The 20,141-nt window shown below is 63.5% G+C and carries 6 protein-coding genes; 2 read left to right on the top strand and 4 right to left on the bottom strand.

Annotated features, from left to right (window positions below; genetic code table 11):
- Positions 1 to 117 precede the first annotated feature (117 nt).
- The gene (locus FQ664_RS15210) at positions 118 to 1,278 is read left to right on the top strand and encodes an MFS transporter (protein WP_306109829.1); all 1,161 of its coding nucleotides are present in this window, start codon (positions 118 to 120) and stop codon (positions 1,276 to 1,278) included.
- A 306-nt stretch (positions 1,279 to 1,584) separates the two neighbouring features.
- On the opposite strand, the gene FQ664_RS15205 is transcribed toward FQ664_RS15210, so the two are convergent.
- A complete protein-coding gene (locus tag FQ664_RS15205; RefSeq protein ID WP_144172984.1) occupies positions 1,585 to 3,288 on the bottom strand; it encodes an ABC transporter ATP-binding protein/permease in 1,704 nt (567 codons plus the stop codon).
- A 199-nt stretch (positions 3,289 to 3,487) separates the two neighbouring features.
- On the opposite strand from FQ664_RS15205, the gene fhuF reads away from it, so the two are divergent.
- Positions 3,488 to 4,171 carry a siderophore-iron reductase FhuF gene (gene fhuF / locus FQ664_RS15200; RefSeq protein ID WP_256675975.1) on the top strand — a complete coding sequence of 228 codons (684 nt, stop codon included), beginning with the start codon at positions 3,488 to 3,490 and terminating at the stop codon, positions 4,169 to 4,171.
- Between the two features lie 254 nt (positions 4,172 to 4,425).
- Here the strand turns inward: fhuF and FQ664_RS15195 are convergent, their stop codons facing one another.
- Genes FQ664_RS15195 through FQ664_RS15185 form a run of 3 tightly spaced genes read right to left on the bottom strand, consistent with a single transcriptional unit; the run spans position 4,426 to position 20,082 of the window.
- Positions 4,426 to 6,069: a cyclic peptide export ABC transporter gene (locus FQ664_RS15195; RefSeq protein ID WP_144172981.1), complete on the bottom strand. Its 1,644-nt coding sequence runs from the start codon at positions 6,067 to 6,069 to the stop codon at positions 4,426 to 4,428.
- 1 nt (position 6,070) lies between these two features.
- Positions 6,071 to 9,871, bottom strand: a complete 3,801-nt coding sequence (locus tag FQ664_RS15190) for a non-ribosomal peptide synthetase (protein ID WP_144172980.1) — start codon at positions 9,869 to 9,871, stop codon at positions 6,071 to 6,073.
- On the bottom strand, positions 9,868 to 20,082 hold the full coding sequence (locus FQ664_RS15185; RefSeq protein WP_144172979.1) for a non-ribosomal peptide synthetase: 10,215 nt from the start codon (positions 20,080 to 20,082) through the stop codon (positions 9,868 to 9,870). Before FQ664_RS15185 ends, FQ664_RS15190 begins: the two co-directional genes overlap by 4 nt.
- Positions 20,083 to 20,141 lie beyond the last annotated feature (59 nt).

Genomic DNA, 20,141 nt, shown 5'->3' with positions numbered 1-20,141 from the left:
CAGATTGACCTTTCAGAGCTCCGTCGACTAAATTGGTTGTTACTAACAACCATAATAAGGACTTCCGTGACTCGACATGAACAGCTCCTGCCAGCCACCGTGGGTCGCACTCGGTTGGTGTTCACCTTGGGCATCACCCAGATCTTGGCTTGGGCTTCGACGTTCTACCTGCCGGCAGTCCTGGCAGGTCCAATTGCTCGCGATATGGGCTGGTCGCTATCGTTTGTCGTGGCCGGACTGTCCTGGGGCATGCTGGTTGCTGGCCTTTGCTCTCCGCTGGCTGGCCGATTGATTGACCGTCGCGGCGGGCGCTCGGTCCTTGTTTTTAGCTCGCTGATGCTGGGGACAGGTCTCCTGCTGATGTCGTTCGCCAGCTCTCTGTGGCTCTATTACCTGGCTTGGTCGCTCCTCGGCGTAGCCATGGCCACGGGCTTGTATGACGCGGCATTTGCCACTCTGGGGACGTTGCTGGGAGAGCGTGCGCGGGGTGCAATAACGGGACTGACCTTGATTGGCGGCTTTGCCAGCACTGTCGGATGGCCCGCGTTGGCGGCACTGGAGTCATGGATAGGCTGGCGGGATACCTGCTTGGTGCTAGCTGCGATACATGTGGTGGTCGGCCTGCCTCTTCATTGGCTGGCGGTACCGAAACCGCTCGGCTCAGGAAAAGAATCAGCCTCAGAAGAACTGGCTCAGGTGACGCTCGATGAGCGTAGCCGCCGCCTTTTCTGGCTTGTGGCAGGTCTGCTGACGGTAGTCGCCTTCGTCATGGCCAGCCTCTCTGTTCACCTGCTCGCAGCGCTCAAGCAACTGGGTCTGCCAACGGTCACGGTATTGGCAGTCGGGATGGTCATTGGGCCAGCGCAGGTGGTAGCAAGAGTGCTGGAATTCTCGATTGCTCGACATCTTCACCCGAGCTGGTCTGCTCGTGTCGGTGTATTGGTGAGTTTCATCGGTATCTGCCTGTTTATCCCTGGCGTGCCTTGGTTGGCATTCCCTGGAGCGGCGCTCTACGGCGCGGGTATGGGAATTCTGACCATCGCCAGAGGCACATTACCGTTGGTGCTTTTTGGCCCCCAGGGATATGGTGCACGGATGGGAGCACTGGCGCGTCCCATGCTTCTCGCTCAGGCCGCTGGTCCATTTGCTGCAGCTTTTGTGTTGAGTGCTCAGGGCGGCCCAATGATGCTGTTGCTGATGGCGAGTATGGTCGCTGTGGCATTAGGGGGATGCCTCAGACTGCCGACAAAACCGCTTCATGACCAGCACCCAGAGTGAAGGTCGACTGGCGGCTATGGGTTGATAGTGGGCATTCGACGAGATCCAATGATTTCGACGTGAGCTATCTCTCGTTGAGGGGGAACCAGCGGCTCATGGCCTAGAAAGCCTCTCAGGCGTGTCAAAAATATCTGAGCTGCCAAAGAACATTTGGACAGGGCTCTAGGGCGGTATTTTTGGTTTGCAGAAGTAGAAATGTACCCCCAGAAATACCCGTCGGTACCCCCAGCAGGATGCGCGATCGAGAATGACGACTTCATGAAGGGAGAGCCCTGCTGGATTTTCAGCGCACTGGATTCAGCCCCGTTATACCGTTTGTTCGACTTTTCGTTGCAGCCACTGAGCCTCGCTTTGCAACTCCAGAACGAGCCCGTGGTAGCGTTCCAGCGACGAATTGTGTCCGACGCTGATCAGAATGGTGTCCGGGAGTGCTTGTTTGAGCAACTGATAGCAGCGCGCTTCGTTCGCGGCGTCCAGCGCCGAGGTGCTCTCGTCGAGAAACAGCACTGCGGGGCGTGCCAGCAGGGCGCGGATGAAGGCACAGCGTTGCTGTTCACCGATGCTCAGTTTCTGCGACCAGTCATGCTCCAGATCCAGTTGTTCGCTCAGGTGTTGCAGGCCGACTTGTTGCATGGCCAAGCGAAGCATGGCGTCTGCTTGGCGATCTCGTTGATTGGGGTACCACAGCGCCTCCCGCAGGCTGCCCAACGGCAGGTAGGGTTTTTGCGAGAGGGTCAGCGAGTGCCCGCGGTCATAGCTGACCGAACCTCGCGCATGGGGCCAGAGCCCTGTGACCGTGCGAATGAAGGTCGACTTGCCGTGGCCGGACGGCGCGCTGATCAGCAAGCTGTCAGCGGGCTTGAGTGAAAGAGTGAAGCCTTCGAGCAAGTGCCGGCCGTTGGGTAACCAGATGCTCAGATCCTTGATCTCCAAGCCTTCGGCCTGGTGCCCTTCGATGACACTCGAGTTGACCTCAACCGTGTCTAGGCGCTCCTGAAAGCCGATCAGTCGGTCGATCACCGATTTCCACGCCGAAAGCTCCGGGAATACCTCGACCAGATAGGCGATCGCCGAGTGCACCTCGCCGAAGGCGGCGCTGATCTGGGTCAGGCGACCGAGGGGGAAGGCGCCGGCGAAGAACTGTGGCGCCATGATGAACATCGGGATGACCGTGGCACTGCGCAGGTAGAAGGTCGAGTAACCCATGATCAGCTTCTGCTTTTTCACCAGCGCCCAGAAGTTCTCCAGCGCTGCCTCCAGGCGTTGATTGAATCGCAGGTTTTCCGCAGCTTCACCCTTGTACAGTGCCACTGAGTCGGCGTTCTCCCGCAGGCGCATCAGCGAGAAACGAAAGTCGGCTTCGCGCCGCTGTTGCAGGAAGTTCAGGCGTGGCAATGCACGCCCCAGCCAGAACGCCAGCCCGGTGCCTGCCAGTGCGTAGACTATGGCGATCCACACCAGCAACCCGGGAATGATCACCGAGTCACCGGCAAACGGCACGCTGACCAGGCTGGAGGCCTGCCAGATGATGTGCAGAAAGGAGAACAGCGATACCACCGAGGTCAACAGACCCAGGGTCAGTTTCAGCGACTTGACTATGAACAGGTCGATATCTTCGGCAATCCGCTGATCGGGGTTGTCGACTTCGTTTTCGGTTAGCTTCAGCTTCTGGTAACGCTGACTGCCCAGCCATTGCTCCAGCAGGTTGTGGGTGGCCCAGCGACGCCAACGCAGTGTCAGCTTCTGCTGGAAGTGAAATGCGGCGACGGTGAAGGTGGCGGTGCCTATCTGGAGCAGGATGAACTGCACGCTGCCGACGATGAAACCGTGGTAATCCATCGCCTGCAAGGCGTTGTAGAAATGCAGGTTCCAGAAGTTGGTCAGGATGTTGACCCCCACCAGGCACAGGGTCATCAGCACGGTGGCCACCAGCAACAGCAAAGCCGGGTACTTTTCTTCAGAAGCCCAGAAAGGCCCTGCGAGACGCCAGAAGTTGCGTAGAGTTTGCATGAGGTTTGGATGGGCCCGGTCGCCAGCGACGTTGAGTTTGCAAGAGAGGAAAGATAGGATCGGCCAATGCTAATCGTTTGCATTAATTAGGGAAAGCTGCGGGATGCCCGTTATCGAATTTCCAGAATGGCTCAACCAGGCCTGGCCGCCAATTCAGCGGGTCATCCAGCGTGAGCCCGGCGATCAAACTGCCATTCCCTTGAACCGGCTTGCCGACCCTGAGGTATTGCAACCCTTGCTGACGCGGTTCGCCTTGCTGTACCCAGGGGTGAACAGCGCGGCCGTGGTTTCCCAGTGGTCGATGAACTACATGAGCATCGTCCTACCTGCCACGCTGGCCTGCGTACTCACGCGCGGTGGTGCGATCGACTTCTGGGACGAGGCGTTCGTGCTGTTTCACGATGACGGGCAGCCCCGGGCGCTGGGGCTGGCCGAGCCATTGCCGGCCCTGGCGGCACAAGATCGTGGTGCCTATTGGTCGCGCTTGATTCACGAGCATCTGGCACCGCTGTTCGCCACTCTGGCTGTCGCCGGCGGCCTGGCGCCAAAAGTGCTCTGGGGCAACATGGTCGCGATCTGGGACGGTGCGTTTGTGCGAATGGATGCGGACCTGTCCCGAGAGGGCTTCGCCGACGCGCATGCATGGCTGGAGCCAGTTACCGTCAATAGTGGGCGTCTGAAGTTGCGGGGCTTGCAACGGATGGTGGAGTCACCGGCACCGGAAATTTGTCCGCAATTGCCGCTGCGTCGGCATTGCTGCCTGCATTACCAGTTGCATGCACCTGTCGAAGGTGAGCCGGCGGTGCTCTGCGAGTCCTGCCCCAAACTGCATCGCCTGCCGCTGGCGGAACAGATCAGCTATCTGCATTACATCTATGAGTGAGCCCCTGCAGGAGTGAGCGTGCTCGCTTCTATAGAGCAAATGCCAACTCATTGATTTAGCAGGGCCCCTGTGGGAGCGGCCTTGTGTCGCGATAGGGCCGTAAAGCAGCCCCAGCAATTTCAACTGTTGCGCATCAATCCGGGGGCCGCGTTGCGGCCCTATCGCGACACAAGGCCGCTCCCACTGGGTAAAGCGGCGCTTGCTGAGGCTTTGTTCCCTGTGCGACAGCGCAGCCCATGGCGCTGGGCAACCTCCTACAGGACTTTCACGAGGCCTTCGCTCTCGGCAACAGGGGTGATGTCAGAGAGTGCACCATTCTCGATGCGAATCAGGCGGTCCGCCAAACCGAAATACGCGTCATCGTGGGAAATGACCACTACCAGTTTGCCGCGCTCGCGCAGGTCCGAGAGGATGCGGTGGTAGAAGAAATGCTTGAACACCGGGTCCTGGTCCGCCGCCCACTCATCGAACAGGTAGCAGGGGCGGTCGTCCAGCCAGGCGCTGAGCAGGGCCAGGCGCTTGCGTTGGCCGGTGGACAGTGAAAGCGTGGTCAACTGCCCGTCCTCGATCTGCACCTTGTGGTCCAGTTGCAGGTGAGCCAGGTAGTCCCGGGCCTGCTGCACCCGCTGCGGGTCGTCGCCGTTCAACAGGTTCTCGAACAGGCAGAAGTCGGTGAAGATTGCCGAGAAATGCTGGCGGTAATGGTGATTGTCGTTGGCTGACGACACTTGTTCGTCGAGCACGATGTCACCGTTTTCCGGGCGATAAAGGCCGGTCAGCAGCATGGCCAGTGTGGTCTTGCCGCTGCCGTTGCCGCCGGTGATGAATACCGTTTCGCCGGCATTGAGGGTGAGATCGATGGGCCCCAGGGTGAAATGGCCGTCCTCGCGTTCACGGTAGTAGGTGTGAGCGACCTGGCGGCAGACCAGGCTGCGTACCTGGGTCGGCGGGATCGACTCGACAGTCTCGCTGGCGCCTTCCATTTCACCTTCCAGTGCGCGGATCTTGTTCAGCGCGACGCTCGCCCGCCCCAGAGTGGGCAGGGCGTGCATCAGTTCCGACAACGGGGTGATCAGGTAGAGGATGGCGAGGATATAGCCGGTTACCAGGCTGGCGCTCAGCTCGATGAAGTGCGGAGCGACGAACAACACCACGCCGATCAGCATGTAGAACACCGCATTGCCCCAGTTGAGCACCACCGCATAGATGCTCATGCCACGCACGAAGTCCTCGCGGTATTGCTTGCTTGCCGGCAACAGCAGGCGGCTGAAGAAGTGCTGGCGGCGCGGATGGTTGAGCTGCAGTTCCTTGCTGCCGTCAGTCAGCAGGCGGTATTGATCGAACAACTGGTCCTTGAGCTCACGGGCACGGGAGATCGACGTCAGTGCCCGGCGCTGCGGCCAGTTGAAGCTGAGGCTGCCCAGCACGATCAACGACAGGGTCAGCAGTAGCAGCGGCAGGCTCAGCCAGCCCAGATAACCCAGGCAGGCGACGATGATTCCTGCGTTGACCAGCAGGATCGGCACCAGCTCTACCGCTTGGCTGATGGTCTGGGTATCGTCGGTGAGCATCGCCAGCAGGCGATGCTTGCCCAGGCGTTGCAGTTGCGCGTAAGGGGTGTCGATCAGCTTGGCGCTCAGGTGCAGGCGCATGTCATGCACGGCGCCTTGGCCCAGGCGCAGCAGGCTGACGTCGGAAATCACCCGCGACACCGCGACCAGCAGCACCAACCCGGCGAAATACCAGCCATCGGCCGGGCGCAATTGATCGAACACTTCGAGGCTCTGGTTAATGGTGGCGATCAGGCCCGCCGCCGCCAACCCACAGATCAGGCCGGTCAGGGTCGCGATCAGCAGCGCGCGCCACGAGCGTTTGGCCATGAGTATCAACAAATCCATTTCAAACGGCTCCGCCTGTGGTGAAGGCCGCAAGCAGTTCACCCAGTTGTTGATGCAAGGCGGGCTGCTCGAGGATGGTCAAGTGTTGTGCCTGGATCACCTCACGGGTCAATCGACCACTGCTCAGGCGCTCCCAGTGCGGGTCGGTGAAGGCGCTATCGGCCAGGGTGTCGCTGGCCCACCAGACATGCACATTACAGCTTAACCGTGGCGGCTGGAACGTTGCCAACAGATGCTGCGTATGCTGCTGGTAGCGCAGCCGGGTTTGCAGATGCTCCCAGCTGTCGCCGTCCAGTTGCAGGCCTTGCTGACGCGCCCACTGCACCAGTTCCGGCAAGCGTGCCGCAGTCGGCAGGGCTTCGAGTCGTGCGTTCAAGGCCGCAAGGATGGCTGGCGGCAATTGGCGCATCTGTGTCTGGCTGTCCGCGGTCAGGGCCGGCACGGCCGCGGCCAGCAGCGCTTCGACGCTGTCTTCCGGCGCCCGATGCTGGTATTGCGAATCGACAATGCCGAGGAAGGCCACCCGTTCGCCCTGACGCTCCAGATGCGCGGCGGCGGCAATGGCCAGCAGGCCACCGAGAGAGAAGCCCAGCAGGCTGTAAGGCCCTTGCGGTTGTTGCTGACGCAGGTGCCCGACGTAGATCGCGGCCAGGCTGTCGATGTCGCCGCCCAGCGCAGCGCTGTCGTCGGTCAGGTAAGCCGCCTGCAACCCCCATAGGTTCCAGGCTGGCAGCGGCGCCCGCAACGTGCGGTAGTCCTGCACATGGCCGGTAGACGGGTGGAAGCAGAACAGATTCGGCGCCGCGACGGCCTCCTGTGCCGACAACTTGACCAGTGGCGAGAGCTTGAGCTCGGCCTGCACCAGCGCCGCGAAAGCCGAAACGCTTGGCGCGGTGAACACCGCATTGACCGTCACCGGTGCCGACAGCGCGGTCTGCAAGCGGCTTGCGAGTGTCACCGCCGCAAGCGAATGGCCGCCCAGTTCGAAGAAGTCATCGTCGATGCCGACCCGCTCAAGGCCCAATACCTGTGCCCAGACCTCGGCCAGCAGCGCTTCCAGCGGTGTGCGCGGCAGGGCGCTGCCGACGGCGTCGAGCACCTTGTCTGCCCATTGCTGCAAGGTCTTGCGATCGAGCTTGCCGTTGCCCATCAGCGGCAATGCTTCGACGATGCGCAGCGTGGGGACCATGTAATCCGGCAGGCGATCCTGGGCCTGGCCGTGCAGTTGCGCAACGCTGACAGAATGCCCCGGTGCCAGGGTCAGGAAGGCGAACAGTTGCTGGCCCAGTTCACCCTTGGCCAGGCATTCCACTGCTGCCTGGGCCACGCCGGGCAAGCTCGCCAGTTGTGCCTGAATCTCGTCCAGCTCCACGCGGAAACCGCGGATTTTAACCTGGCGGTCGGCGCGGCCGCTGATTTCCAGGCTGCCGTCATACCGGTAACGCGCCATGTCGCCAGTGCGATACAGGCGCTCACCCGCGCGCAGGATGAAACGCTCGCTGCTCTGCTGTGCATCCAGATACCCCCGCGCCACTTGCGGGCCAGCGATGTAGAGCTCGGCGTTGATGCCGGGCGCGACCACCTCCTGCTGTTCATCGAGCAGATACAGGCGCATGCCGTCGAGCCGATCGTTCAGGGGCAGGCGGCGGTAATCGCAGGCCGGATCGAGGCGATGCATCGCCACCCCGACCGTGGTCTCCGTCGGCCCGTAGTGGTTGAAGATCGCCAGCGCCGGCGCCAGCTCGCGCAAGCTTTGCAGCAGGCGTGGCGAGCAGGTTTCGCCGCCGAGAATCAACTGCTTGCGTGGCAGGACGGCCGCGCTGCGGGTGTGGATCAGCCAGGCATCGAGCAACGATGGCACGATTTTCAGGTGATCGATGGGGTACCTGGCCTGCCAGTCCGCCCAGGCCTGGGCGTTCATCGCGGTGTCCTTGTCCAGTACATGCAGTTCGCCGCCGCTGAGCAAGGCCGGGAACAGCAGGGTGTAGCCCAGGTCCGCCGCCAGCGCGGTGACCACGGCGCTACGCTCGCCCGGTTGCAGAGCCAGGCGACTGGACACGCTGGCGATGTAACTGGCAAGTTGGCCATGCTCGACGATCACACTCTTCGGCGTGCCAGTGCTGCCGGAAGTGAACAGCACGTAGGCGGCGTCCTGCGGTTGTACATCGATGTCCAGCGCTGTCATCGGCTGCTGCTGCCAGCAGGTTGTATCGCGCAGGTCCAGGCTGTCGACCGAAGGCAAGGCCGGGGCGTTGCCGGCCGAGCCGCAGAGCACAAACGCCGGTTGCGCCTGTTGCAGGATCGTCAGGGAACGTTGCGCCGGCTGCTGCACATCCAGTGGGACGAATGCCGCTCCGCATTTGTGCACGGCAAGCATGGCCAGCACCATCCAGGCCGAACGCTCCAGGTACAACGCCACCCGGTCTTCGCGACCCACGCCCCGGGCCCGCAGGTAATGCGCCAGCTGGTTGCTGCAGGCGTCCAGTTCGGCATAGCTCATGTGCAGGTGTCGGTCGCGCAGGGCCAAGTGATCCTGGAACTGCCTGGCACACAGGCTGAAGCCCGTCGGTACGCTGACAAAGGTCTGCACCTCAACCGGGCGGTGTAGCTCGGCAAGAGCGGTGGTGAACGTCGCAGAATGCAGCGACAGTTCGGCCAATGGCTTGCCAGGATTGCCCAGCGCGTCGATCAGCAACGACTGCAACTGCTCCAGCAGGACCTGCGCCGCCTCTTCACTGTAGTAACCAGGCAGATGGCACAGGCTCAGTTGATAGCCACCATTGATGGCGTCTACCACCAGCAGCAGTTCGATCCCCGCTGGTATGGCCTGAACGTCCAGCACCTTGAAGGTCGAGGTGTCGCTACCCAATGTGTTGAAGCGCTGGTCGAAGCCTGTGCTCCACTGGAAGCCATACCGGGACGCCTCGCCCGCGCCGCAGTATTCCTGCCATTCGGTGGCATGCTCGCAACCAGCCTGCAGATCCGCCAGCGTCCGGGTAAAGTGACTGTCGCTCGCCGGTTCGAAGCGCAGGGGCAGAGCCTTGGCGAACAGGCCCCAGCAATCGGCAAGTTCCTCGTAGTCGTCGCGGCAATCATGCACCCAGTTCAGCGTCAGGGCCGATGTGTCGCCTGTGCTCAGGCGCTGCAGCAGCACACCCCAACCGGTCATCAACACCTGCTCGGGGGTTGCATCGTGACGCTGGCAAAAATTGTCCAGCGTCATGCACAAAAGCGTGCTGGCCGTGAAACGAGTGGTCAGCGGCCCGTCGGCCTGGTCGATCGATACCTGGCGATAAAGCAGCTCACCGCTGGCCTGTTCGTCCAGTGCCTTGCTTGCCCAGAACTGGCGGCCCTGCTCGGCGTCCTCTTCGCCCTGCATGTCTTGCAGCCAGGCGCTGTACTGGATATAGGTCATGGCCTCGTCATCGGGCACTGGCGCGGACGCCGACCCCAGTGCTTCGGCCAGGCGCAGCAGCGTGCCACGATCGGCGGCCAGCGCCGGCAGGTGCAGGGTCACCCGGTACAGGTCGTTCGCCAGGGGTTGCACCTCCACGCCGATGGCGTCTGGTGCAGTGGCATCCACCACCTGCAACGGTACCTGCAAGCCCGGCTCGGGCCGTGCCCGCAGGCGCAAGGCCTCGTGGGCCGCGCTCAAGGCGGCCAGCCGCTCCTGCAAGCGGGCCAACTCCAGTTCGCCGGCCACTTCCAGCACCAGGTGTGCCGCAGGCAACCCGGCCAACCACTGGCTGCGCTGCTGCGGCGAAAGGGCAAAGGCTTCTTCACGATGTTCGAAGGCGGTCATGCCTGCACCTCTGGGTCTTGGAGCTTGGCCTGGCTGGCATCGAGCTGTTCACGATTCATCATCTGGCCCATGGCGACACAGATTTTACGTTCGCCTTCGAAAGGGTCGCGGGCGTGGGCCACCAGCATGTTGTCGAGCATCACCATGTCGCCTTTCTGCCAGGCAAACCGCACGGCACAGTCCTCGTAGGCGGCGCCGATCGTCTCCATCACCTCGTCTTCGATCACGCTGCCGTCGCCGTAGTAGACGTTGCGTGGCAGGTTGCCCAGGCCGAACAGGTTGATCAGGTTGCTGCGCACCTCGGGCTCCAGGCACGCCGAGTGATGCAGTTGCACCTGATTGAAGAACGTCAACTCACCGGTATCCGGATGCGCGACGATGGCTGGGCAGTGCTGTGCGATGCGCAGGTTGTCTGCATCCAGCCATTGCCATTGCATGCCGGTTTCGCGGCACTGACGTTCTACCTCGGCGCGCTCCTCGGTCTTGAAGAAGTCCTGCCAGCGCACATCCAGCTTATCGGTGAAGTGCCGCACATACAGCAGGCCCTTGGCCTTGAGGCGGGTGACGAGGTCTTCGGGCAGGCGCGCCAGCACCTGACGGCAATCGACGATCGGGGTGCAGCCGCCGTGTGGTGCGGGGATTTCGCAGAAGAACCACTGCTTGCGTGGCCATTGCGGCAGGTGCGAGCTTTCGTTGTGGAACAGAATCATGTGCTGCTCCGGGTAGGGAGTCGAATGATAGATGTTCTTGCCGGAGGTGTTTTTCGGCAGGTCACCGTAGGTTCCGTACAGGTCAGGCTCGATGGCCTGGGCAAACTGTTCGAACGCAGTGGCATCGGGCAGGTTGAAGCCGCGCAGCAGCAGGCCACCGTGGGTGCGCAGTTGCTCGTTGATCCATGGCCGGGCTTGCAGCGCCCAATGTACGGGGTCGAGGTCGCCCAGCAGCGGTTCGATCACCAGCGGCAGGGCCTGGCCGTCGATCAGCGAGCGGGTGCGCACCTGTTGGTGGGGCAACTGGCTCACGCCACTGGCGCGGGTTTGCTTCAGCTTGCTCATCTTCGAAAGCTTGCGGGCGCTGCGCGTCGCGGCATCGTCCGCTGGTGGCTGCGGTTGGGCAGGTGCTGGCGCGGCTGGGTTGCCTTCGAGGCGCCACGACCAGTCTTCCAGGGCTTGTTCAGGTGCAGTCACGATTCGCTCCAGCAGATTTTCGAAGCCTTGTTCCAGGCAGTTGACGGTGGGTGCGCCGAGCACGCTGGTGCGGTAGACCCAGCGCACGTTCAAGCCTTGTTCGTCGTCTTCCTCGACGAACACCGCGAGGTCGAACTTGCTGCTCTGATGCCCCGGCAACAGATGCTCTTCAATTTCCAGGCCCGGCAGGCTGGCGTTGGTCCCCGGTGTGTTCTGCATCACGAACAGCACCTGCACCAGTGGATTGACCCCCGCCGTGCGCGGCGGTTGCAAGGCTTCCACCAGTTTGTCGAATGGCACTTGCTGGTGCTGGAAGGCTGACAGGCAATCGTCACGCAGCCGTTGCAGGCGGGCGCCGAACGACTCGCCCTCGGTGACCCGCGCGCGGATTGGCAACACGTTGACGAAGAAGCCGATCAGCTTTTCCAGCGCCGGGTGCTCACGGTTGGCCAGGTCGGTGCCGACGATGAAGTCGTGGGCGCCGGTGGCGCGCTGCATCAGGCTGTTGAAGGCATTGAGCAGGACCATGAACAGCGTCGCCTTCTGCTCCTGGGCATACGCCTTGAGCACCTGGGTCTGGGCAGGTGTGAAGCGCTGTTGCAAGGATGCACCCTGGTAGTTCGGGCGAGCCGGGCGCGGGTAGTCCAGCGGCAGCGGGATCAGGGTCGGTGCGCCGTCGAGCTGGCGCCGCCAGTAGTCTATGGCCCGTGCCAGCAGGCGCTGTTGCGGTTCGCTGCGTTGCCAGTGGGCATAGTCGGCGTACTGGATCGGCAGCGGCGCGAAGGCTGGCGTGGCACCTTGGGTGCAGGCCTGATAGCCGGTGATCAGCTCCTGCATCAGGATGCCCATCGACCAGGCGTCGGTGGCGATGTGGTGCAGCACTACTTGCAGGACGTGGTCATCCTTGCCCAGGTGCAGCAGGCTGGCACGCAGCATCGGCGCTTGCTGCAGGTCGAACGGACGCGCGGCCTGTTCGTCGATCAGGCGTTGCAGGGTCTGCATCTGCTCCTGGTCGGCGAGTGCGCTCAGGTCTGTCGGTGTCAGCTCGACGGTCGGCGCCGGGCTGATGATCTGGCAAGGCTGATCGCCCTTGAGCTGGAAGGCGGTGCGCAGAGACTCATGGCGCTCCAGCAGCGATTGCAAGGCCGCCTGCAGGGCGCCGATGTCCAGTGCACCGCGCAGGCGCACCACCGAACCCATGTTATAGGCAGCGCTCGGGCCTTCGAAGCGGTCGAGGAACCACAACCGTTGCTGGGCGAAGGACAGCGGCAGCGACTGGTCGCGCGAAACCGGGACAATTTCGTGCTCGCTGCCGTTGTCGCAGTCGAGCCCGGTTTGTGCATCGCGCTGGCGATCCACCGCCTGGGCCAATTGTTCCAGCGTGCCGCCCTCGAACAGGATGCGCAGTGGCAGGTTGACCTGGAGTCGACGGCGAATGCGCGACAGCACCTGGGTAGCCAGCAGCGAGTGGCCGCCGATGGCGAAGAAGTCGTCGTGCACGCCGACGCTGTCAACGCCCAGGATGTCCTGCCAGAGTTCGGCCAGAACTTTTTCGGTTTCCGTGCGTGGCGCCACATGCTGTTCCTGACCCTGCTCGGCCAACGGCAGATCCAGGGCCGCGAGCGCACGACGGTCGACCTTGCCGTTGGCGTTGAGCGGCAATTGCGCCAGGTTCAGCCAGCGGGCCGGTACCATGTAGGCCGCCAGTTGCTTGCCAAGGTAGGCGCTGAGCACCTGCTGTGCCGACTCGCTGGCAAAGTCGGCGGTGCTCTCGAGCACGTACCAGGCCACCAGTTGCAGGGCGCCACGGGCATCTGGCAGCGCAAGGACTGCCGCGCTGCTGACTGCAGGGTGCTGCATCAGGCGGTTTTCGATTTCGCCCAGTTCGATGCGGAAACCCCGAATCTTGACCTGCTGATCGCGACGGCCGAGGTATTCGAACACACCGTCGGCGCGCATCCGGCCGATGTCACCGCTGCGGTACAGGTGTGCGCCCGGTTCGAACGGGTGCTCGACAAAGGCTTCGCGGGTACGCTGCGGGTCGCGCAGGTAACCGCGACCGACGCCCACGCCACCGATGCACAGTTCGCCGGGAACGCCGATTGGCACCAAGCGCAGTTCGGCATCGAGGACAAACATCTGGTTGTTGGCGGTAGGCCGGCCGATCGGCATGTGCAGGCAATCGGCGTCCGGCGACCGGGTGATGGCGTGGAAGGCCACGTCGTCCGAACATTCGGCCGGGCCGTAGGCATTCATCATCGGGATGTTCGGGAAGCGTGCACACCAGTCCCGCGCCAAGGCCGGAGGCAGCGCTTCACCGGTAGGCAACAACCAACGCAGGCTGGCCAGACTGTGTTGGGCCTGGCATTCCTGAAGCATGCCACGAATCAACGCCGGCACGGTTTCCAGCAGGGTCAGGCCATGCTCCTGCACGGCATCGAGCAGGGCTAGCGGGTCGTGGGCCTGGGCGTCCGGCAGGATATGCACGGCGGCGCCGAACAGCGGCGCGGCAAGGAATTGCCACACGCAGATATCGAAAGCGGCGGAAGCGGTCTGGGCGATGTGGTCATGCTCACCCAGCCCCAGGGCCGGGACCTTGCCGAACATGTTGTTGAGCATCCCGCGCTGTTCGACCATCACGCCTTTCGGCTTGCCGGTGGAGCCCGAGGTGAAGATGACATAGGCCAACTGATCCGGGTTGTGGACGTAGTTGACAGCGGGCGGCTCGGCACCTTGCCAGAGCGACTCGGCGATCAGGCAGGTGGGCTGTTTGCCCATCTGCGGCAGGACCTTGTCCAAGGCTGCCGTGGCACTGCCATCAACCAGCAACACCGGCGCCTCGCCCAGCGCCAGCAGCTCCGCCAGGCGCGCCGGTGGCTGCTGGATGTCCAGTGCCTGGAACGCGGCCCCGGCCTTGAGCGTGGCAATCATCATGGTCAGCAACGCCAGCCCGCGTTCGGCGAACAGCGCGACCAACGTCTCCGGGCCGACCCCGGCCGCTTGCAGTGCGTGGGCGATGCCGTTGGCGCGACGGTCCAGTTCGGCGTAGGTCAGTGACTCGCCCTGGCAGACGGCGGCGATGTGTTGCGCATGGCTGCGCACCTGTTCGGCGAACAGAGCGGCATAGCCACGCTCCAGCGGGAAATCGACGGCACTGCGGTTGTACTCCACCTGCAACTGCTGGCGTTCAGGCTCAGGCAGCATGTGCAGGCTGCCCAGTGTCGCCTGGGGCTCGTCGAGCATGCTGGTCAGCAGTTGCACCAGGTGCCCGAGCATGCGCTGCACGGTATCGGTGGTAAAACGCTGGCTGTCGTAGGACAGGCGAATGCCCAGGCGATCGCCGGGGTACAGCACCACGGTCATGGGGAAGTTGGTGTGTACCCGGTCTTCATAGATATCGATGCTGAAGTTGTCCAGTTGCACGCTGCTGATATCCAGCGGGGCGTTTTCGAACACCACCAGGCTGTCGAACAGCTGCTGGCCGCGAGGCACGCCGCTGCAACGCTGGATATCCACCAGCGATGCGCTTTCGTGTTCGCGCAGTTGCGCGTTGTGCGACATCAGCGCCTGCAGCCACTCGGCCACCACCGCGTCTGGGTCGACATCGATGCGCAGCGGCAGGCTGTTGATGAAGATACCGACCATCTCCTCGACCCCTGCGAGGTCGGTAGGGCGACCTGCAACGGTGACACCGAACAGCACGTCGCGGTTGCCGCTGTAGCGCGACAGCAGCAAGGCCCAGGCACCTTGAATCCAGGTGTTGGGGGTCAATTGGAATTGCTGGCACAGCTGCTGCAACCGCTGGGTCTGGGCGACGCTCAGGGTGCGATCCTGATCGCCGACGGCTTCCGGCGCCTGCTCGGCACGAGCCGGCGCGCTGTCCACGTGTAATGGCGTCGGCTCGCTGAAGCCTGCCAGATCGGCTTGCCAGAAGGCGTGGGCGGCGGCCATGTCATGGCGTTCCAGCCAGCTCATGTAGCCACGGAACGAACGCAACCGCGGACGCGCCACCGGCTCCTGGCGGACGATGGCCTGATAGATCGCCAGCAGGTCTTCCATCAGCAGGCCGAAGCACCAGGCATCGGTGAGGATATGGTGGAAGCTGCGCACCACGGCGAAGCGGCGTTCGTCGAGCTGGAAGATCCGCAGGTGGGTCAAGGGCGCCTTGCCCATGTCGAAGCCTTGCTGGCGTTGCGCTTCGAGGGCCTGGTCCATGGCCTGGCGCTGCTGGTCGGCATCGAGGTGGCGCAGGTCCTGCCAGTCGAACGCCGGGTCGGTTTTACGGAAAACGCATTGCAGTGGTGCGTGGTCTTTCTGCCACCAGAACGCGGTGCGCATCATGGGGTGGCGGTCGAGGAACAACTGCCAGGCCGCTTCCATCGCCGGGCGCTGCAACGCACCGTCCCAGCTGTAGCGTTGCTGCATCAGGTAGATGCCGCTGTGCGGTTGCAGCAGGGTGTGCAGCAGCATGCCTTGCTGCATGGCCGACAGCGGGTAGAGGTCTTCGATGTTCGGCCAGTCCAGTGGCTCGTCCGCCAAGGTCGATGCCTGCCGATGGCACAGCGGGAACGCCGCGCTGGCGGGACGCAGTCCAGGTTGAGCGAGCAGGGCGGTCAGTTCAGTCAGGCGCTGCACCAGTTGCGGTGCCCAGTCGGCCGCCAGCGTGCCCGCGCAACGCAGGAGCAGGCGGCCGTCCTGCCAGCTGGCATCCAGCGTCAGTGCGCAGGCCTGGGACGATGGCTGATGGGCCGCTTCGACCTCGGCCAGAATGGCGCGCTGTTCGCGGTGGGCATCACGGTCACCCATCCAGCGAATGGCGATAGGGGCCGTTGGCAGGTCGCGCAGGGGCTCCTGCAGGTAGGTGTTGTCCGACAGGTAACGCAGGGCGCCATAGTCGGCGCCGTGTTGCGGGTAGGCGTGCAATTGTGCCGAGGTGGCCTGCAAGCGTTGCAGCAGGGTCTCGCCTTGCGGCTGCAGATAGAACGGCACTGCCAGTTCCAGGGCGCCGATGATGCGTGCCGGGTCGAGGTCGGCCGTGGTGATTGGCGCGCTGACCGGCAGGCGATCTGCGGCCGGGCGGGCGCCATGCAGGGTCAGGGCGATCAGGCCAGGGCCGCACTGCTCGCGGCATTGCTCGGCCACGGCGCTGGCCAGCAGGCAGTTCCAGTCCAGTTGCAGGGCTTCGCCCAGGCGCTTGAGTTCGCTCGAGGTGTCGGCGGGCAGGGTGTACTCGGTTACCTGGTCCGGTTGCTGGCTGTCTGGCAGTAGCAGCAGGTCCATGCCGGCGAACTGCAGCCAGTGTTCCCAGGCTTCATCCAGCGCATCGCCCTGTGCGTGGTTTTGCTGGTGACGGGTCCATTGGCTGAAATCGCCACCGTTGTAGTTCAGGCGTACCGGCCGGTGATACAGCAGCTGCGCCAATGCCAGATTGAGGTCGGTGAGCAGCAGCGACCAGGATGCCTCGTCTATGCACAGCGGGTGGGCGGCCAGCAACAGGTAGTGCTTGTCGCCTTGCTCCAGCAGTTGGGCGTGCAGGGTTTGCCCGGCACTCCAGTCGAGGGTGTCGACCCCGGCCTGGGCCAGTGCCTGCAGGCTCGCCTGGCTGCGCTCATCCAGGCGCTGACGGTTTACGACCGGGACCTTGGCCGCGACCATGACGCGCTGCTGCCACTTGCCATCCGGCGAAACGTGCAGCGCCAGGCGCAGGGCCTGGTGGTGCTGTTGCAAGGCGCTGATCGCCTGGCTCAGCAAGTCGCTATCGATGGGTTGGCTCAGTGCCACGCAACGCCAGGTGGCGTCCAGCGGGCCTTGTTCCAGGCGCGCCAGCTGGCCTGCCCCCAGGGGCAACTCATACCCCTCGGCCAGGTTCTGGGCCACGGCATGGCTGGCGTCGGCACCCAGCACTCGGGCGATGTCGGCGATTGTGCGGTTTTCGAACAACTGCCGTGGCGTGAGCTTGAGCCCTTGCTGGTTGGCCCGGGCAATAATCTGCAGATTGAGGATCGAGTCACCGCCCAGGGTGAAGAAGTTGTCCTGCACGCCGACGCGGTCCAGCTTCAGCACTTCCTTCCAGATTTCCGCCAGCAGTGCCTCGACCTCGTTGCGCGGGGCGATATGGCTGGCGCTGTCGTCGCTCGGCTTCTGCGGGATCGGCAGGCGCGCTGCGTCGACCTTGCCGTTGCGGTTGAGGGGTAATTCGTCGAGGGTGATGAAGTGCGCGGGCACCATGTAGTCCGGCACGCGCATCGCCAGGTCATCACGCAACTTGGCCGGCGACAACGACTGACTGGCGACCAGCCACGCGACCAGGCGCAGGCCACCGTCCAGCTCGACGGCGCGCACCAGTGCCTGTTCGATCAGCGGCGAAAGGCGCTTGATCTGAGCCTCCACCTCGCCCAGTTCCAGGCGGTAACCGCGAATTTTCACCTGGCTGTCGACCCGGCCGAGGAATGCCAGTTGCCCGTCCACCAGCCAGCGCACACGGTCGCCAGTGCGGTACCAGCGGTGTTGCTGCGCATCGACCAGGAAGCGTTCATCGGTCAGGTCCGGGCGGTGAAGGTAACCCCGTGCCAGCGCGCCGTTGATCAACAGCTCGCCGGATACCCCAGTGGCCACCGGCTGGCCATTGACATCGACCACTCGCAATTGGCGGTTGGGCAGGGGACGGCCCAGGGCAATGCTGCGCAGGCCCATGGGCAGTTCGGTGGCGATCGCGCCGACCGTGGCCTCGCTCGGGCCGTAGTGGTTGAACACCTTCAGGTCCGGAGCCAGGCCATTGACCTTTTCCAGCAGCGCCGGGCTCAACGCGTCGCCACCGAACACCAGCAGCGCTTTTGGCAGCAGGCTGGCATCCGGCAGGGCTTGCAGCAGGCCGCCGAGATGGCTAGGGGTGATTTTCAGCACATCGATCGGATGCTGGCTGAACAGTTCGGCCAGAGCCAACGGGCTGAAGCCGCTGTCGTCATCCACCAGCAACAGGCTGCCACCGGTGCACAGGGCGCCGAACAACTGGGTGTGGCCCAGGTCGGCGGCGACGCTGGACAGCAGGCCGTAGCGGGCTGCTTCTGGCGGGTTGAGCACAGACTGTACGGCAGTCACGTAATCGACGATGGCCCGGTGTTCGACCACCACGCCTTTCGGCGTGCCGGTAGAGCCGGAGGTGTAGATCACATAGGCCGCGGCATCCAGGCTGTGCGCCAGGTCAGGCGTGGTGTCCGCTTGGGTGGCGATGGCTTGCGCGGCTTGTGTCAGCCACAGCGCCGGGGTGTGCTCGGCCAGGCGGGCCAACTGGTCCGACGGTGCGGCGCCAATCACCAGCGCGGCGCGGCTGTCGACCAGCACATCGGCCAGGCGCCCGACCGGTTGTTTCAGGTCCAGCGGCAAATAAGCCGCGCCGGCCTTGAGGGTGGCCAGCAGGGCAATCACGAAGTCGGCACTGCGCTCCAGCGCCAGTGCAACCAGGCTGTCGGCGCCGACGCCCTGGCTGCGCAGGTAGTGGCTGAGGCGGTTGGCGCGCTGATCGAGCTCACGGTACGACAAGGCCACCTGACGATCTTGCACCGCCAGCTGCTCTGGGTATGCCGCGACCTGGCGTTCGAAATGCTGATGCAGGCACTGGTCGGGCACCGACAGGGTGGTGCCACTGCCGTTGGCCAGCAATTGCTGACGTTCCTCGGCGCTCAACCAGTCCAGCTCGCCGACCCGGCACTGCGGTTGGGCGGTCATGGCCAGCAGGATGGAGCGCAGTTGTGCCGACAGTGTTGCTACCTCGGCGTCGCTGAAGCGTTTGCGGTCGTAGCTGAACAGGTAGTTCAGTCGCTCGCCCGGCACCACGATCAGCGACAGTGGGAAGTGGTTGCGACCCTGGGTGTGGGTGATGCCGTCCACCTGATGGTCGTTGGATGGCGCGATAAAGCTCAGGCCGTCGGCGTCCTGATTGAGGGCGTCGGTGACCGGGAAGTTCTCGAACACCAGGATCGAGTCGAACAGGGCCCGTTCGGCGGCGATTTTGCTCATCGACTTAAGCTTGCCGATGGGCAGGTAGGCATGGTGGCGCAGATCGCTGTTGGCTTGCTGCAGATGTTGCAGCCAGTCCACCAGCACCGGGCTATCGGCCCATTGCACCCGCAGCGGCAAGGTGTTGATGAACAGGCCGACGGTGCTTTCGACCGCTGCCAGGGTTTCCGGGCGTCCGGCGACGGTCACGCCATAGACCACGTCATCGCGACCGGCGTGCAGGCCCAGCAGCAGCGCCCAGGCACCTTGGATCAGCGTGTTGATGGTCAGGTCATGGCGACGGGCGAAGCTCGACAGTTGCTCGGTTTCGCAGGCAGCAAGCAGGCTTTCGCGTTCGGCGAACGGTGCACCCGACGGCGGTGCCAGGCGTACGGCAAAGTCCGGCAGCGGGGTCGGTTCGTTCAAGTCGTGCAACTGGTCACGCCAGAAATGCTCGGTGGCGTCCATGTCCTGCTCCGCCAGCCAGGCGATGTAATCGCGGTAAGGGCGGGTTGCCGGCAGGTTGGCGGCGCGGCCCAGGGCCTGTTCGTAGTAGAGCGCCAGCCACTCCTGAATGGCGATGCCCACGCTCCAGCCGTCCATGAGGATATGGTGGAAGGTCCAGCTCAGGTGCCAGCGCTGTTCTGCCAAGCGCACCAGGCTCACGCGCATCAAAGGGGCGTCGTTGAGTTCCAGGGGTTCGGCCCGCTGCTCCAGCGCCAGTTGCTCCAGGGCGGCCTGTTGATCGGCGCGCTCTCGCCAGTCCAGCAGGCTCAGCGGCAGCTCGACCTCCTGTTGCACCACCTGATAGGCGTCATCCAGGTCTTCCCAGAGAAACGCGCTGCGCATGACCGCGTGGCGCTGCATCAGCGCCTGCCACGCACTGCGAAACGCGGTCAGGTTCAGCGGGCCCTGTATTTCCAGGCTCAGTTGCTGGTAGTACACCCGCGACTCTGGTTCGACGACGCTATGGAACAACAGGCCATGCTGAGTTGGCGAAAGGGAGTAGATGTCTTCGATGTTGTTCATTGTTCAACTGATCCGTAGCAAAGTCTTGGAAAGCTTTCTTGAAAACGTGGCGAGCGCCG

Origin of the sequence: Pseudomonas persica, from assembly GCF_900291015.1 — a bacterium.
GTDB lineage: Bacteria > Pseudomonadota > Gammaproteobacteria > Pseudomonadales > Pseudomonadaceae > Aquipseudomonas.
The sequence above is the reverse complement of the archived record's forward strand: the minus strand, read 5'-3'. Positions and strand labels throughout refer to the sequence as shown.